Here is a 17,418-nt window from a genome sequence, read left to right on the forward strand (position 1 = left end):
GAAGCGCCGGGCGCCGCTCAGGGCCCGGCCGCGCGGTCCGCGCCCTTACCGGGCGTCGGCGAACTTGGAAGGGTCGTCGATACGGGCGAACTTCGTCTTACCCTCGGCAAGCCACTTGGCGTAGGCCTCCTCGCTGACGACCTGGACGGTGATCGGCATGTAGGCATGACGCGCGCCACACAGCTCCGAGCACTGACCGTGATAGGTACCCTCGCGCTCGGCCTTGAACCAGAACTGGTTCAGGCGGCCCGGGATGGCGTCGATCTTGAAGCCGAAGGACGGCATCGCCCAGGAATGCATCACGTCGGCGGCGGTGACCTGGATCTTCACGATCTTGTTCACCGGGACGACCATGTCGTTGTCGGTGCCGAGAAGCTTCGGCTGCTTGTCCTCGTCGAGGTTGGCGTCGAAGGTGAAGCCGCCACCGTTCTCCACGGCGGGGTACTCGTAGGACCAGTACCAGGCATGGCCGATGACCTTCACCAGGACGTCGGCCTTCGGATCGGAAAGCTGGGTGCGGAGCAGGCGGAACGACGGGATCGCCACGGCCACGAGGATGAGCACCGGAACGATGGTCCAGGCCACTTCGATCATGGTGTTGTGGGTGGTTTTCGAGGGCGTCGGGTTGGCCTTCTCGCTGAACCGGAAGACGCAGTAGAGAAGCAGCCCGAGCACGAAGAGCGAGATGCCGAACGACAGCCAGTGCATGCCGTGCTCGAACGAATGGATGTCCCGTGCGTTCTCGGTGACGGCGACCTGACGGTCCATCTGCCACGGAACCGGCTGGCCGATGCCGGCAGCGAGCGAAGACGACGTAGAAACGAGGAACGCGCCGAGCGCGGCAAGCCCCCATGATGTCCGGTGTTGCGCCTGCGACGTCCGCATGTGCCTCTCTTGGCTCCCCGTGATAATGATCGCCGATGCCGCGCGTCTTGCTGGGTTTGGTCTAAATCGCAAGTGCATTTCGCGGATCGCGGGCCGTTCGCGGGTTTGAGCCCACGTCTGGCCGATTGGCGTGTCAGACCACAAGGCCGGGAGGTGTGCAACCGCAACAGCGTCGCATCACACGGCTTCTTGGACGCGACCTGCCGGTTTTCCCATCGCTCTGCGGTCGCATTGCCGATGATTCAGAGTGATGCCGTGGATGGCCGCGGAGATGCTACAGGCTCCCGGCTCGCGTGGTGAGGTGAGGTTTTCGCGTGATCGACCGGTTGGAGTTCATCCTCGCCCTGGCGCGCGAACGTCACTTCGGACGAGCGGCCCAGGTCTGCAACGTGTCGCAGCAGACCCTGTCGGCCGGCGTCAAGCAGCTCGAGGAACGACTGGGCGTGCTCCTCGTGCAGCGCGGCTCCCGCTTCCAGGGGTTCACGCCGGAGGGCGAGCGGGTTCTCGAATGGGCACGCCGCATCGTCGGCGATGCCCGCGCCATGCGGGAGGAGGTCACGAGCCTGCGCCGTGGCCTGTCGGGAAATCTCCGGCTCGCCGCGATCCCGACCGCGACCCCCATCGTGGCCGCGTTGACGACGCCGTTCCGGGCCCGCCATCCGAACGTACGCTTCTCCGTGCAATCGACGACGTCCGGCGAGATCGGGCGCCTCATCGCCGACCTCGAGATCGATGCGGGCATCACCTACCTGGAGAACGAGCCGCTCGGCCGGTTGACTGCGGTCCCGCTCTACCGGGAGCGCTATCGTCTACTGACGGCCGTCGACGGCACCTTCGGGTCGCGGGACACCGTCACCTGGGACGAAGTCGCGAGCCTGCCGCTCTGCCTGCTGACGCCGGACATGCAGAACCGCCGCATCATCGACCGGCAATTGCTGAAGGCCGGGACGGAATCTGCGCCTTTGCTCGAATCCAATTCGATGATCGTCCTCCTGACCCACGTTCGTACGGCCAAATGGGCGAGCATCATGCCGGCGGTTCTCGCGGATACCTTCCGGCTGAGCGACCGCGTCCGGGCGGTGCCGATCGTCGACCCGGATGTGAGCCACCTCGTCGGCCTTGTCGTCCCTGAGCGCGAGCCGATGACGCCGCTCTGCGCCGGCCTCATCGTGGAAGCCAGGAACGCGGCGACCGGCATCGAGCAGATGATCGACGACCTCTAGAAAAATTTGAGACGACTCGCAAAACTTTTCAGTCGCTATGAATTTTTGCGTTGCAGCATCGGCTTTTGACAAAAAATCGTTGTCGGCCGACCGAACAGGGCGATTGATCCTCGGGTGGCGATATACCACCTTGGAACCAGAACAAGATAAGTCTGGGTAGGAACAATGGTGCCGAACGAGCCCTGGAGCGAGCCCCGCGCCGCCGGGATCATCGCCGAACATGTCCACCTCGAGGGTGCGACGCTCCCCATCCTGCACGCTCTGCAGGAAACTTTCGGCTACGTCGACGAAGGGGCGGTTCCGCTGATCGCGGACGCCTTGAATCTGTCGCGCGCCGAAGTCCACGGCTGCATCACCTTCTATCATGATTTCCGCAGAGCGCCGGCCGGGCGGCACCAGGTGAAGCTGTGTCGGGCCGAAGCCTGCCAGGCGATGGGATCGGACGCGCTGCACGCGGAGATTCTCGGACGGCTCGGGATCGACTGGCACGGGACCACCCCGGACGGACAGATCACCGTCGAGCCGGTCTACTGCCTCGGCCTCTGCGCCAACGGTCCGGGCGCTTTGGTCGACGATGAGCCGGTCGCCCGGCTGACGGCCGATTCCCTCGAAGCTGCTCTCACGGAGGTGAAGTCGTGAGCATCACGATCTACGTTCCGCGGGATGCGGTCGCGCTCGGTCTGGGCGCCAATCGGGTCGCGCGCGCGATCTTCGCCGGCGCCGAACGCCGCGGCCTCGACGTCACCATCGTGCGGACCGGCTCGCGCGGGCTGCTCTGGCTCGAGCCGATGGTCGAAGTCGCGACCGACGAGGGCCGGATCGCCTACGGGCCGGTCACGGTCTCCGATGTCGACGCTCTGCTGGATGCCGGAATGGCGACCGGCGGCGACCATGCGCTTCGCCTGGGCGACCCGGAGAAGATCCCTTATCTGGCCCGCCAGCATCGTCTCACCTTCCAGCGCTGCGGCGTGGTCGATCCGGTTTCGGTCGACGACTATCGGGCGCATGGCGGTTACAAGGGCCTGGAAGCCGCGCTGAAGCTCGATGCGGCCGGCATCGTCGCCGAGGTGCGGGAATCCGGTTTGCGCGGACGCGGCGGCGCGGGCTTCCCCGCCGGCATCAAGTGGAACACGGTGATGCTGGCGCAATCGCACCAGAAATACGTGGTCTGCAACGCCGACGAGGGCGATTCCGGCACATTCGCGGACCGCATGATGATGGAGGGCGATCCCTTCAATCTCATCGAGGGCATGACCATCGCGGGGATCGCGACCGGGGCCACCCGCGGCTATATCTATCTGCGCTCCGAGTATCCCCAGGCCTTCGCGACCCTCAAGGAGGCGATCGCCAACGGGATCAAGGCCGGATTCCTGGGCGACAACGTCATGAACTCGGGAAAGGCCTTCCACCTGGAAGTCCGTCTCGGGGCGGGGGCCTATATCTGCGGGGAGGAGACGTCGCTGCTGGAGAGCCTGGAAGGCCGTCGCGGCATCGTCCGCGCCAAGCCGCCCATTCCGGCTCTGAAGGGCTTTCTTGGCCAGCCGACCCTCGTAAACAACGTGATGACCTTCACGGCGGTGCCCTACATCCTGGAGCACGGCGCCAAGGCCTATGCGGAGTACGGCATGGGCCGCTCCCTCGGCACGCTTGCGATCCAGCTCGCCGGCAACATCAAGCATGGCGGCCTGATCGAGTACGCGTTCGGCATCACGCTGCGTGAGATCATCGAGGATTTCGGCGGCGGTACGCAGAGCGGCCGTCCGGTCCGCGCCGTGCAGGTCGGTGGCCCGCTCGGGGCCTACTTCCCCGACCACCTGCTCGACACGCCGCTCGATTACGAGGCGATGGCGGCGAACAAGGGCCTCGTCGGACACGGCGGCATCGTGGTGTTCGACGACACCGTGGACATGGCCAAGCAGGCCCGCTTCGCCTTCGAGTTCTGCGCGGTCGAATCGTGCGGCAAGTGCACGCCCTGCCGCATCGGCGCGACCCGCGGCGTCGAGACCATGGACAAGGTCATCGCCGGAATCCGGCCGACCGAGAACCTCGCCGTGGTCGCCGACCTCTGCGACGTGATGACCGACGGTTCGCTGTGCGCCATGGGCGGCCTGACGCCGATGCCCGTCATGAGCGCGATCACCCACTTCCCCGAGGATTTCCAGCAGCGCGGACCGATGTCCGTCGCCGCCGAATAAGGAGGCGCGATCCATGGCCCTCATCAAAGAGATCGACTACGGCACCCCGATCCGGGTGAACGAGCAGACCGTGACGCTCACCATCGACGGGATGAGCGTGACGGTACCGGCGGGCACGTCCGTGATGGCGGCCGCCATGCATGCCGGCACCCAGATCCCCAAGCTCTGTGCTACCGATTCGCTTGAGGCCTTCGGCTCCTGCCGTCTCTGCCTCGTGGAGATCGAGGGACGGCGTGGCACGCCGGCCTCGTGCACGACGCCGGCCGAGAACGGCATGGTGGTCTCGACCCAGACGGACAAGCTGGCCAAGCTCCGCAAGGGCGTGATGGAGCTCTACATCTCCGATCACCCCCTGGACTGCCTGACCTGCGCCGCCAACGGCGACTGCGAGTTGCAGGACATGGCCGGCGCGGTCGGCCTGCGGGACGTGCGCTACGGCTATGACGGGGCCAACCACGTCAAGCCGACCTCCGAGCAGTACCTGCCGAAGGACGCGTCCAACCCGTATTTCACCTACGACCCGTCGAAGTGCATCGTCTGCAATCGCTGCGTCCGTGCCTGCGAAGAGACGCAGGGCACTTTCGCGCTGACGATCTCGGGGCGCGGCTTCGACAGCCGCGTCGCCGCCGGCCCGACCGATTTCTTCAACTCGGAATGCGTCTCCTGCGGCGCCTGCGTCCAGGCCTGCCCGACCGCGACCCTCCAGGAGAAGTCGATCATCGAGCACGGTCAGCCGGACCACTCGGAGATCACCACCTGCGCCTATTGCGGCGTCGGCTGCTCGTTCAAGGCCGAGATGCAGGGCACCCGCATCGTCCGCATGGTGCCCTACAAGGGCGGCAAGGCGAACGAGGGCCATTCCTGTGTGAAGGGCCGGTTCGCCTACGGCTACGCCACCCACAAGGACCGCATCACCAAGCCGATGATCCGCGACAAGATCACGGACCCCTGGCAGGAAGTCTCCTGGGAGGTCGCGATCGATCGCGCGGCGTCCGAGTTCAAGCGCATCCAGGCCAAGTACGGCAAGGATTCGGTTGGCGGCATCACCTCGTCCCGCTGCACCAACGAGGAAGCCTACCTCGTTCAGAAGCTGGTCCGCGCGGCCTTCGGCAACAACAACGTCGACACCTGCGCCCGCGTCTGCCACTCGCCGACCGGCTACGGCCTGATGTCGACGCTCGGGACTTCGGCCGGCACCCAGGACTTCGCCTCCGTGGCGCATTCCGATGTCATCCTGGTCATCGGCGCGAACCCGACGGACGGCCACCCGGTCTTCGCGTCCCGCATGAAGAAGCGCCTTCGCGAGGGTGCGAAGCTCATCGTCGCCGATCCGCGTAAGATCGACCTGGTGAAGTCGCCTCACATCAAGGCCGATTATCATCTGCCGCTGAAGCCGGGTTCGAACGTCGCCTTCATCAACTCGATGGCGCATGTCATCGTCACCGAAGGCCTCGTCGACGAAGCCTATGTCCGTGAACGGTGCGATCTCGGCGACTTCGAAGCCTGGGCGCGCTTCGTGGCCGACGAGCGTCATTCCCCCGAGGCGCAGGCCACCTATACCGGCATCGATCCGGCCGAGTTGCGCTCCGCCGCCCGGCTCTATGCCAAGGGCGGTGCCGCCGGCATCTATTACGGCCTCGGCGTCACCGAGCACAGCCAGGGTTCGACCATGGTCATGGGCATGGCCAACATCGCCATGGCCACCGGCAACATCGGCATGCTGGGCGCCGGCGTGAACCCGCTCCGCGGCCAGAACAATGTCCAGGGCTCCTGCGACATGGGTTCGTTCCCGCACGAGCTGCCGGGATACCGCCACGTCTCGGACGATGCCACCCGCGAGACCTTCGAGGCGCTCTGGGGCGTGTCCCTCGACCAGCATCCGGGCCTGCGCATCACCAACATGCTCGATGAGGCCGTCGATGGCGCCTTCAAGGGCATGTACATCCAGGGCGAGGATATCGCCCAGTCCGACCCCGACACGCACCATGTGACGGCGGGCCTGATGGCGATGGAGTGCATCGTCATCCAGGACATCTTCCTGAACGAGACCGCGAAATACGCGCACGTCTTCCTCCCGGGCGCTTCGTTCCTGGAGAAGGATGGCACCTTCACCAATGCCGAGCGCCGCATCTCCCGCGTGCGCAAGGTGATGCCGCCGCTGTCCGGCGTCGGCGACTGGGAGGGCACGATGCTGCTCTCCAACGCTCTCGGCTACCCGATGAACTATAGCCACCCGAGCGAGATCATGGACGAGATCGCGTCTCTGACGCCGAGCTTCTCCGGCGTCAGCTTCGCCAAAATCGATGAACTCGGCTCGATCCAGTGGCCGTGCAACGAGGCCGCGCCGCGCGGGACCCCGATGATGCATGTGGACCGCTTCGTGCGCGGTCTCGGCAAGTTCATGATCACCGAGTACGTGCCCACCGAGGAGCGGACCGGACCGCGCTTCCCGCTGATTCTGACGACGGGCCGCATCCTGTCGCAGTACAATGTCGGCGCGCAGACCCGCCGGACGGAGAACTCGCGCTGGCACGAGGAGGATGTGCTGGAGATTCACCCCTTCGACGCCGAGGTTCGGGGCATCGTCGATGGCGACCTCGTCGCCCTCGAAAGCCGGTCGGGCGATATCGCCTTGAAGGCCATCGTCTCCGAGCGCATGCAGCCTGGCGTCGTCTACACGACCTTCCACCATGCCAAGACCGGCGCCAACGTGATCACCACCGATTACTCGGATTGGGCCACCAACTGTCCCGAGTACAAGGTCACGGCGGTCCAGATCCGGCGGACGAATCGCCCGTCCGATTGGCAGGCGCGATTCTTCGAGGAGGACTTCTCGTTGACCCGGATTGCGACCCAGCTGAATGCGGCCGAGTGATCCGCACGGCCTGACGGCGAACGAAGAGGACGTGCCGGTCGAGACTGCCCGGCGCGTCCCCACCCTGGTCGTCGCCTACGACGATCCGGAACCCCGAACCGGAACCCGTCCCCTCGCGGTCGAGATGCCGGTCAATCTCGTCTACGGCACGGTGCCCTATGCCGTGATGATGACGACGCCGGCCGACCTCGTGGATTTCGCCTACGGGTTCAGCCTGACCGAAGGCATCGTCGCCTCGGCCGACGAGATCCGCTCGGTACGGGTCGAAGCGGACACGGCGGAAGGCGGCATGCGCCTTCTCGTCGACCTGGTGCCCGGGCGCTTGCGCGAACATCTCTCGCGCAAGCGCGCCATGTCGGGACGCACCGGCTGCGGCGTCTGCGGGATCGACGATCTGGCCTCGCTGCCGAAGGCCGATGCGCCTCTGCACGGGGCCGGACAGGTCACGATCGCGGCGATCCAGCGGGCGCTGCTGGCCATGGGCGACGCGCAGGTGCTGAACGCCGAAACCCGGGCGGTTCACGCGGCCGCCTGGGCCGACCTCGACGGCACCCTCGTGGCCCTCCGCGAGGATGTCGGGCGCCACAACGGCCTCGACAAGCTGATCGGCGCCCTGATGCAGCGGGGGACTGATCCGGCGGACGGCTTCGTCGTGATCACAAGCCGCTGCTCCTTCGAGATGGTGGAGAAGGCGGCGAGCCTCGGTGCCACGGTGCTGGTGGCGATCTCGGCGCCGACCTCTCTCGCCATCGACCGCGCCCGCCTGCACGGCATGACGCTCTGCGCCATCGCCCGCTCCGACACGCTGACGGTGTTCACCGGCCACGAACGCCTCGTCCTATCCGCGCTGCCCTGAAGGCGCGCGAATCTCGTTCCTTCGCGCATTCTTTCCTTCGCGAATCCCAGCCCTCACCGAATTCCGTGCCCCCGAGAGAGTTGCCGACCCCATGAGCGCCCTGACATCCGACCAGAAGCTGGTTCGCATGGCGAACCAGATCGCCACCTTCTTTCGGTCCTACCCGGACGAGGAGGCGGTCGCCGGCATTCACAAGCACATCGTGGCGTTCTGGACGCCGAAGATGCGCGCCGCTCTCGAGGCCTTCGGCCCGAAGCCGGAGAGCGGACTCGACCCGCTCGCGCTGCGCGCCCTTCAGGATACGCCACAGGCCGAGAGCCCGGTCCGTGCGGGCACCCGCGACCCTCATCTGCAGGGAGCGGGCGCCAGCGACGCCGGCTGAGCCGCCCTTCGCGTCCGTGCTCCCGAAGGCCGGCGGATTCGAGTCCCGTTGGCCCGGAGCCTATTCGGGCTCCTTGGCGGTGGTGCCGGGAACGATCGTCGCGCCACCGATGACCCGGACCGGGCGCTTGGCGTCCGACGGAACATCCTTCCAGTTCTGCGCCACCGGCTTCTCGGGCGGCGGTGGCTGAACGGAGGCCGGCGTCAGGCTGCCGGGTGCTTCGACCTTGGGCGGTGTGGCTGCAGCTGATGCGGGAGCCCCGTCCGGCTTCGGCTCGTTTTTCGCCGCCGCCGGCGGCACCTCCGAAAGCTTGGGCGAAAGCTTGGGTGCGTCCGGCATCGCGACGGGAGCGGCGGCCTTGGGCGGAGGGCTCAGGCGCACCACCCGTCGCGGACCCTCGGACTTCGGCTTCGCTTCGGACCCACCGGCATCGGGATTCAAGCCCATGATGTTGGAGTCCACCGATTCGGGTCGCGCCCGTCGGATAAACTGCTGTCGTTCGGCCGGATCGGGGCGCAGCCGACGCGCCGACTCCTGCGGGAAGGGGATATCCCCGGGTGGAATGATCCGCTCGGCCTCCCGGATCGGGCGGCGGGGGGACTCGTCCTCCTCGGTCCAGCCATAGCCCGGCGTCCGGCGCACGATTCGGGCAGGCGCTTCGGGGGCGATGTCGAGACGCTGCCGACCGAGAATCCGGCCGTCCCGCGCATCGACGAACAGACGCAAACGGTCGCCATAGGGATTCGAGGCTTCGACGATATACGCCTGCCCGTCGAATCGCGGCCGCGTCACCGCCGTGAAGCCGCGGTCGTTGAGGCGCCAGACGACGGCCCGTGGCGGCAGGAGAATGTCGGGCTCGTAGGCGTATTGCGCCCGCGCCGTGTCGGCGCCCGTTATCGTGATGAGAATCGCCAGGCCCGCGAATCGAGCACGCAGAGATGGGGATGCACGCATGGAAGTCCTGCGAGACGAAACCATCGATCTGAGATCCCGAGTGAGGTCGGTTCGGAGGCCTGCTGTTGGCGCAGGTCCTCCGCTCCACGATCCGCCAGGGTCCAGGGAACCCCGCATGCCGCTTGTGCTCGGCCCACTTGGTAGACAGCCGGATTGGGGCAAGATTGCGGGCTCATCGCCGATCAGGGATCGCAACGATGCAATGGTCGTGTCATCATCGTGGTATACAGCGGCATGGCGGCACCGACGCGCGCAGGGAACCATGCGCTGGAAAACCGCAGCGCGGGCACGGACGCGCTCTTGCTGGAGCCTTTAAAATCTGTCACTTTCTGCGGGTAGGACAGTAGAGCTGTCCCATTCCCGGCGGGATACCTGTCCGGAAGGCTGTGAGGATCTCGCTCAGGTGACGTTGCCGGCGACCAAACGAGATTCGAAGCCGGTCGCCATCGCGGCGATCCGGGCCCGCACGGCTTGAGATCAAGCCGGCGTCGAGCCCGCGAGTTGCGGGCGCTTCCTGACCGAAGAACCCGCCAAGAGCCGACGCTGTCGAGAGATGAAACCCGGATCCTTTCAGGATTTGGGCATGAAACATGCTCGCATGCGAGCAGGTCGGAGGCGAGAGATGGTGGACGTGGTCGCATCTTCTGAGTTCGGGGCACTCCAGGCGTCGGTTCCTGCGACCCGCGACGGTTCCAACCCGCTGATCGTGCGTGATACTGCGCTGCCGAAAGCTCAGGGCCTCTACGATCCGGCTCGCGAAAGCGATGCGTGCGGCGTTGGTTTTGTTGCCGACATGCACGACCGCCGCACGCATGCCATCGTCCAGCAGGGTCTGCAGATCCTGAAGAACCTCGACCATCGTGGCGCCGTTGGCGCCGATCCCAAGATGGGCGACGGCTGCGGCATCCTTGTCCAGATCCCCCACGCCTTCTTCAAGGCAGAGTGCGAGGCCCTTGGCATCGCACTCCCGGAGCCAGGTCACTACGGCGTCGGTCAGTTCTTCATGCCCAAGGACGCGGAGGCGCGTTCGCTGGTCGAAGATATCGTGGAGAAGGCCCTGGCAGACGAGGGCTTACCTTTCCTCGGATGGCGCGATGTACCGGTCGATCCAAGCGATCTCGGCGTTATGGTCAGAGAGACCGAGCCTTGCCACCGGCAAATTTTTATCGGCCGACCCGCATCGGTGTCTGAGGAAGACGCCTTTGAGCGCCGCTTGTTCACCGCTCGCAAGGTCATCTCGAACAAGGTCTACGGACTTAAAGACGAGCGCGCGAATACCTACTATCCGGTTTCGCTCTCGACCCGGACCATCGTCTACAAAGGCATGGTACTGGTCGACCAGCTTGGCGAGTATTACCGCGACCTTCAGGATGAGCGCTTCGTCTCGGGGCTCGCCCTCGTGCACCAGCGCTTTGCGACCAACACCTTCCCGACTTGGCGCCTTTCGCATCCCTACCGGATGGTCGCGCATAACGGCGAGATCAACACCCTGCGGGGCAACGTCAACTGGATGGCGGCTCGTCAGGCCAGCGTCGATTCGGAGCTGTTCGGCAACGACATCTCGAAGCTTTGGCCGATCTCCTACGAGGGTCAGTCTGATACCGCGTGTTTTGACAACGCTCTCGAGTTCCTCGTGCAGGGCGGGTACTCGCTCGCGCACGCGATGATGATGCTCATTCCCGAGGCCTGGGCCGGCAACCCGCTGATGAGCGAGGAGCGGCGTGCCTTCTACGAGTACCACGCCGCTTTGATGGAGCCATGGGACGGCCCGGCCGCCGTATGCTTCACCGACGGCCGGCAAATCGGCGCTACGCTCGACCGCAATGGTCTGCGCCCAGCCCGCTACCTCGTTACTGACGATGGTCTCGTGGTGCTTGCCTCCGAGATGGGCGTGCTGCCGATCCCGGACGATAAGATCGTCGAGGCCTGGCGCCTGCAGCCAGGCCGGATGCTGCTCATCGACCTCGAGAAGGGCCGGATCGTCTCGGACGAGGAAATCAAGAGCGAGCTCGCAGCGGCACACCCCTATGCCGAGTGGGTGAAGAACACACAAATCGTCCTGGAGGATTTGAAGCCGGTCATCCCGCGTGCGTCGCGCTCGGACGTGTCGCTCCTCGATCGCCAGCAAGCCTTCGGATATAGCCAAGAAGACTTGAAGCTGCTCATGGCGCCCATGGCGGTGACCGGGCAAGAAGCAGTAGGCTCCATGGGCACCGATACGCCGCTTTCGGCGCTGTCGGACAAGCCGAAATCGCTATATTCGTACTTCAAGCAGAACTTCGCGCAGGTCACCAACCCGCCCATCGACCCGATCCGCGAGGAGGCCGTAATGAGCCTCGTTTCGTTCATCGGCCCGCGTCCGAACCTGCTCGACATGGAGGGGGCCTCCCGCAAAAAGCGCCTCGAGGTCCGCCAGCCGATTCTCACCAATGGCGACCTCGAGAAGATCCGCTCGATCTCCCATTTTGAGGATCGGTTCGACACCAAGACCCTCGACATGACTTTCCCGGCAGAGACTGGCGCGGCAGCCATGGAGGGTGCCGTCGACCGCCTATGCGATCGGGCTGAGGTTGCCGTGCGTGGTGGCTATAACATCATCATTCTGTCGGACCGCGGCATAGGACCCGACCGCATTGCGATTCCGGCTCTCCTGGCAACGGCCGCCGTGCATAACTACCTGATCCGCAAGGGACTTCGCACCTCCGTTGGACTCGTAATCGAATCGGGCGAGCCACGGGAGGTGCATCATTTCGCGTGCCTTGCCGGCTACGGCGCAGAGGCGATCAACCCCTATCTCGCCTTCGAGACGCTGATCGCAATGAAGGATGAGTTCCCGCCGGACCTCACGCCCGACGAGATTGTCTATCGATACATCAAATCGATCGATAAGGGGTTGCTGAAAGTGATGTCCAAGATGGGCATCTCGACCTATCAGTCCTACTGCGGTGCGCAGATCTTTGACGCCATCGGTCTGAACTCATCGTTTGTCGCGCGGGATTTCTTCGGAACGGCAACGACCATCGAGGGCATCGGCATGGCCGAGGTCGCGCAAGAGACTGCGCGGCGGCACACCGATGCTTTTGGTGACTCGCCGATCTATCGCACAGCCCTCGATGTCGGTGGCGAGTATGCCTACCGCTTGCGCGGCGAGAGCCACACCTGGACTCCGGATTCGGTCGCGACCCTTCAGCATGCCGTACGCCTCGGCCTGCCCGATCGCTATCGCGAATATGCCCGGCTGGTGAACGAGCAAGAAAATCACCTCAAGACGATCCGTGGCCTGTTCCGCATCAAGCAGGCGGCTGAACTCGGTCGGCCGCCGGTGGACATCGATCAGGTTGAGCCAGCAGCCGACATCGTACGGCGCTTCGCAACCGGTGCCATGTCCTACGGGTCCATTTCGAAGGAGGCGCACGAGACCCTCGCTATCGCGGTGAATTCGTTCGGCGGCCGGTCGAACTCGGGAGAAGGCGGCGAGGAGGTCGAGCGCTTCAAGCCGATGGCGGACGGCCGCTCGCGTCGCTCGGCCATCAAGCAGGTGGCTTCAGGCCGCTTCGGCGTCACAACGGAATACCTCGTCAATTCCGATATGATGCAGATCAAGGTCGCTCAGGGTGCCAAGCCCGGTGAGGGCGGTCAGTTGCCCGGTCACAAGGTCGACGCCAAGATCGCCAAGGTCCGCTATGCCACTCCTGGTGTCGGCCTGATTTCACCGCCGCCTCACCACGACATCTATTCGATCGAGGATTTGGCGCAGCTAATCTTCGATCTGAAGAACGTGAACCCCGAAGCGGACGTTTCGGTGAAGCTCGTCTCCGAAGTCGGCGTCGGCACGGTGGCTACCGGCGTCGCCAAGGCGAGAGCGGACCACATCACAATCTCGGGCTTCGATGGCGGTACCGGTGCCGCCCCCTTGACTTCGATCAAGCACGCGGGCGGTCCCTGGGAGACGGGTCTTGCCGAGACCCAGCAGACCTTGGTGTTAAGCCATCTGCGTGGGCGCGTCGTGCTCCAGGCCGATGGCGGCATCCGGACAGGCCGGGACGTCCTCATCGCAGCGTTGCTCGGCGCCGATCAGTTTGGCTTCTCGACAGCTCCGCTGATTGCCGCCGGCTGCATCATGATGCGCAAGTGTCATTTGAACACCTGCCCGGTTGGCGTGGCGACTCAGGATCCCGTTCTGCGCAAGCGCTTCAAGGGAACGCCCGAGCATGTGATCAACTACTTCTTCTTCGTAGCCGAGGAACTGCGCGAACTGATGGCCTCCATGGGCTTCACCAAGCTCGAGGATCTCATCGGCCGGGCCGATTTCCTCGACACGCTGGAGGTGATCAATCATTGGAAGGCGCGCGGCCTCGATTTCTCGAAGCTGTTCCACCGTCCGGAGGTGCCCGACCACGTCGCCATCCGGCACACCGAGAAGCAGAAGCACCCGATTGACACGGTTCTCGACCGTCGTCTGATCGCTGGCGCTCAGTCGGCTCTCGACGGGGGTGAGGCGGTCGTAGTGCAGGACGTGATCAGGAACTCGGACCGTACGGCCGGTGCCATGCTTTCCGGCATGGTTGCTAAGCGCTATGGCCACGAAGGCTTGCCAGACGATACGATCCGGGTCGAACTCGCCGGCACTGCTGGCCAGAGCTTCGGTGCCTGGCTGGCTGCCGGCGTGACCATCGTGCTCACGGGCCATGCCAACGACTATGTCGGCAAGGGGCTGTCCGGCGGCAAGCTGATCATCCGGCCATCCGACGCCTTAAAGGCACCGGGCTCACACCTGATCATGGCGGGTAACACGGTGTTGTACGGAGCGATTGCAGGAGAGGCCTACATCCGTGGTTCAGCCGGCGAGCGTTTCGCGGTTCGCAACTCGGGCGCCATCGCGGTGGTCGAGGGCATGGGCGACCACGGCTGCGAGTACATGACGGGCGGTGTCGTCGTGTCGATCGGCGAAACTGGACGCAACTTTGCGGCCGGCATGTCGGGGGGCATTGCTTATGTGCTCGACGAGGACGGCTCGTTCTCCGCCCGCTGCAACCTCTCCATGGTCGATCTGGAGCCTGTTGAGGAGGAGGACGATCTCATGCGCCGCTTCCATCAGGACGGTGACTTGGAGACGAAGGGACGCGTCGACATCCTCGCTGACATGTCCGGCCATGACGAGGAGCGGCTGTCTCAGCTCATTACCAACCACCTGAAATACACCGGCTCTCCGCGTGCCAAGGCGATCCTCGATGACTGGGCCGGTTACCGTACCAAGTTCGTCAAGGTGATGCCGGTCGAGTACCGCCGGGCACTGAGGGAGATGGAAATGGCGCGGATGCCAGTGGCAGCCGAATAGGGTTGAATCTTAGGCCGGTACACGAGGCGACGAACCGGTGATCAGAACGGGCTTCCAGGCTCGCGGTCGGCACTAAGACGCAGTCTCGCACGGGTAACTAGAGGGTGGATCGGACGATACGGCCGATCAATCCTGTTCAATAGCGGAATAGGCCGATCCGGCTGCCTTCCGCGCGACGGATCAGACAGACTCGCGAAAGACAGTCAGACGATGGGCAAGGTCACGGGTTTTCTCGAATTTGACCGGCAAGAGCAGAAGTATCAGCTCGCAGCCGATCGCGTGCGGCACTTTCGCGAGTTCACGCTGCCGCTCGACGAACATGATCTGAAGAAGCAGGCGGCTCGCTGCATGGATTGTGGCATTCCGTTTTGTCACGGCCCAACCGGTTGCCCGGTCCACAATCAGATCCCGGACTGGAACGAACTCGTTTACCAGTCGGATTGGGAGGAGGCGGCGCGCAACCTCCACTCCACTAACAACTTTCCTGAATTCACTGGCCGCATCTGTCCGGCACCGTGCGAGGAAGCGTGCACCCTGAATCTTGAGAACCAGCCGGTGGCGATCAAGACCATCGAGCAGGCGATTGCCGATCGTGCTTGGAACAATGGCTGGGTGAAGCCCGAGCCAGCTGAGCACAAGACCGGCAAGAGGATCGCGGTCATTGGGTCCGGTCCCGCTGGCATGGCAGCTGCGCAGCAACTTGCCCGCGTCGGACACGAGGTTCACGTCTTCGAGCGAGAGCCGAAGGCTGGTGGTCTGCTTCGCTACGGCATCCCTGACTTCAAGATGGAGAAGCGCCACATTGACCGGCGTGTGAAGCAGATGGAAGGAGAGGGCGTTCGGTTCCACTACGGAGTGAATGTTGGAGTAAACAAGCCGCTCCACGAACTCTCCTCCGAGTTCGACGCTGTGCTGTTCGCTGGCGGCGCTGAGGATCCGCGCAATCCGCAATTGCCTGGTCAAGAGCTTCAGGGCGTGCATTACGCCATGCCGTTCCTCGTACAATCGAACCGCCGTGTTGGCGCCGAGCCAATGCCGGGGAATGGCGAACCACCGATCCTTGCGACAGCCAAGAATGTAGTCGTCATCGGCGGCGGCGACACAGCCTCGGATTGCGTGGGAACCTCGTTCCGGCAGGGCGCCCTCTCGGTGACCCAACTTGACATTCGTCCGCGTCCACCGGAGCGCGAGGATAAGCTTTCGGTCTGGCCCTACTGGCCCACCAAGATGAGAACCTCATCGAGTCAGGCAGAGGGTGCGGAGCGCGAGTTCCAGGCCGCGACGCTTCGCCTTGAGGGCAAGAAAGGTAAGCTGACCGGCGTGGTCTGTACCCGCGTCGATGAAAAGCGTCAGCCAATCCCGGGAGGCGAATTTATCTTGCCTGCGGATCTCGTCTTCTTAGCGATTGGCTTCGCCGGCTCGATCCGCCAAGGGTTGTTGCAAGAATCTGGCGTTGTCATGGACAGGCGTGGCAACGTAACCGCCAACGAACTGGACTATCGGACTTCAAACGAGAAGATCTATGCGGCTGGTGATATGCGCCGTGGCCAGTCTCTCGTGGTGTGGGCGATCCGCGAAGGTCGTCAGGCTGCCCGCTCGATCGACGAGGTGCTGATGGGCGCAAGCATCCTGCCGCGTTGACACAGGAGCGCCTTGTCTCACCAACGATGGTGTTTCGGACAATGACGGTTCTGCCGACGCAGCCGGGAACACCTTTGACAATCTCGTCACTACCCCCGGAAAAAGATTTAGAGCGCCTAGGGTGTGAACCGAACCAAGACGTTGCGAGAGTTCTGGTTTTGTGATTCAGAGCCGCCGTTTGCAGCATGGAGGCGGCGATGGTGGACCTGTTCTGGCTNTAGGGTGTGAACCGAACCAAGACGTTGCGAGAGTTCTGGTTTTGTGATTCAGAGCCGCCGTTTGCAGCATGGAGGCGGCGATGGTGGACCTGTTCTGGCTCTCGGATGAGCAGTGGGCGGTGATGGAACCGTTCATGCCCAAGAACCAGCCCGGGCCGGAACGGAACGATGATCGGCAAATCATCTCCGGCATCCTGCACGTGCTGACCTCAGGCTGCCGCTGGCGCGACTGCCCAGCCGCGTATGGTCCGCGCACGACCGTCTACAACCGCTTCAATCGCTGGTCCCGCCGCGGCTTCTGGCGGGCGATGTTGAGGGCGCTGGCCAAGAGCGGATGGGCGGGCGAGGCGGCCGCCATCGACAGCACCTACGTCAAGGCGCACCGCTCGGCGCATGGCGGTAAAGGGGGGCTCGTACGCAAGGCATCGGCCCGTCGCGTGGTGGTCAGACGACCAAGATCCACGCCCTCACCGATGTCCTCGGCCGCCCCGGCGTCCTTCTGCTGACGCCTGGCAACGCCAGCGACGTCACCACCGCCCCAGCCGTACTCGCCGAGGCTCCCGGTCGGGTCCGTCGCCTGGCCGCCGACAAAGGCTACGACGCCGACTGGCTCCGGGCCAACCTGCGGGAAAAAGGCATCACGCYGATCATCCCAGGCAAGCACGGCCGCAAGCGGAAGATCCGCCACGACAAACGCCGCTACTGCGAGCGCTGGCGGATTGAAGCAACCTTCAATCGCCTGAAGGACTTCCGTCGCATCGCCACCCGCTACGACAAGCTGGCCCGAAACTACGCCTCGGCCGTCGCACTCGCTGCCGTCATCGCCTTCTGGTGCTGATCGAGTCCAGACC

Annotated in this window: 11 protein-coding genes; 9 read left to right on the top strand and 2 right to left on the bottom strand. The window is 64.4% G+C overall.

Annotation, left to right across the window (positions count from 1 at the left end; genetic code table 11):
- Window positions 1-45: 45 nt before the first annotated feature.
- Window positions 46-885: a cytochrome c oxidase subunit II gene (gene coxB / locus ASF57_RS20270; protein ID WP_056188348.1), complete on the bottom strand. Its 840-nt coding sequence runs from the start codon at window positions 883-885 to the stop codon at window positions 46-48.
- 314 nt (window positions 886-1,199) lie between these two features.
- Between coxB and ASF57_RS20275 the strand changes: the two genes are divergently transcribed.
- From ASF57_RS20275 to ASF57_RS20300, 6 genes are all read left to right on the top strand, one after another.
- On the top strand, window positions 1,200-2,108 hold the full coding sequence (locus ASF57_RS20275; RefSeq protein ID WP_056188346.1) for a LysR family transcriptional regulator: 909 nt from the start codon (window positions 1,200-1,202) through the stop codon (window positions 2,106-2,108).
- 165 nt (window positions 2,109-2,273) lie between these two features.
- The gene (locus ASF57_RS20280) at window positions 2,274-2,747 is read left to right on the top strand and encodes a formate dehydrogenase subunit gamma (RefSeq protein ID WP_056188344.1); all 474 of its coding nucleotides are present in this window, start codon (window positions 2,274-2,276) and stop codon (window positions 2,745-2,747) included.
- Window positions 2,744-4,303: a formate dehydrogenase beta subunit gene (locus ASF57_RS20285; protein ID WP_056486655.1), complete on the top strand. Its 1,560-nt coding sequence runs from the start codon at window positions 2,744-2,746 to the stop codon at window positions 4,301-4,303. The genes ASF57_RS20280 and ASF57_RS20285 overlap by 4 nt, the downstream gene beginning before the upstream one ends.
- Before the next feature lie 13 nt (window positions 4,304-4,316).
- Window positions 4,317-7,178 carry a formate dehydrogenase subunit alpha gene (fdhF, locus tag ASF57_RS20290; RefSeq protein ID WP_056486658.1) on the top strand — a complete coding sequence of 954 codons (2,862 nt, stop codon included), beginning with the start codon at window positions 4,317-4,319 and terminating at the stop codon, window positions 7,176-7,178.
- Window positions 7,165-8,034 carry a formate dehydrogenase accessory sulfurtransferase FdhD gene (gene fdhD, locus ASF57_RS20295; protein ID WP_056486661.1) on the top strand — a complete coding sequence of 290 codons (870 nt, stop codon included), beginning with the start codon at window positions 7,165-7,167 and terminating at the stop codon, window positions 8,032-8,034. The genes fdhF and fdhD overlap by 14 nt, the downstream gene beginning before the upstream one ends.
- 91 nt (window positions 8,035-8,125) lie before the next feature.
- Window positions 8,126-8,416 (top strand): formate dehydrogenase subunit delta, encoded by a 291-nt coding sequence (locus ASF57_RS20300; protein ID WP_056188332.1) that lies wholly within the window; start codon window positions 8,126-8,128, stop codon window positions 8,414-8,416.
- Between the two features lie 60 nt (window positions 8,417-8,476).
- On the opposite strand, the gene ASF57_RS20305 is transcribed toward ASF57_RS20300, so the two are convergent.
- Entirely contained in the window at window positions 8,477-9,370 is an 894-nt protein-coding gene (locus ASF57_RS20305) for a hypothetical protein (RefSeq protein ID WP_244477036.1), read from the bottom strand.
- Window positions 9,371-9,992: 622 nt separating this feature from the next.
- Between ASF57_RS20305 and gltB the strand changes: the two genes are divergently transcribed.
- From gltB to ASF57_RS25045, 3 genes are all read left to right on the top strand, one after another.
- A complete protein-coding gene (gene gltB, locus ASF57_RS20310; protein ID WP_056486669.1) occupies window positions 9,993-14,708 on the top strand; it encodes a glutamate synthase large subunit in 4,716 nt (1,571 codons plus the stop codon).
- A gap of 210 nt (window positions 14,709-14,918) precedes the next feature.
- A complete protein-coding gene (locus ASF57_RS20315) occupies window positions 14,919-16,349 on the top strand; it encodes a glutamate synthase subunit beta (protein WP_056486672.1) in 1,431 nt (476 codons plus the stop codon).
- 298 nt (window positions 16,350-16,647) lie between these two features.
- Window positions 16,648-17,405 (top strand): IS5 family transposase gene (locus ASF57_RS25045; RefSeq protein WP_156376251.1). Its coding sequence is split into 2 segments (ribosomal slippage): window positions 16,648-16,978 and window positions 16,978-17,405, totalling 759 coding nucleotides; the frame shifts between segments, so codons are not numbered across the junction.
- The last annotated feature ends 13 nt before the right edge of the window (window positions 17,406-17,418 follow it).

Origin of the sequence: Methylobacterium sp. Leaf117 (genome assembly GCF_001422985.1) — a bacterium.
Taxonomy (GTDB): Bacteria; Pseudomonadota; Alphaproteobacteria; order Rhizobiales; family Beijerinckiaceae; genus Methylobacterium.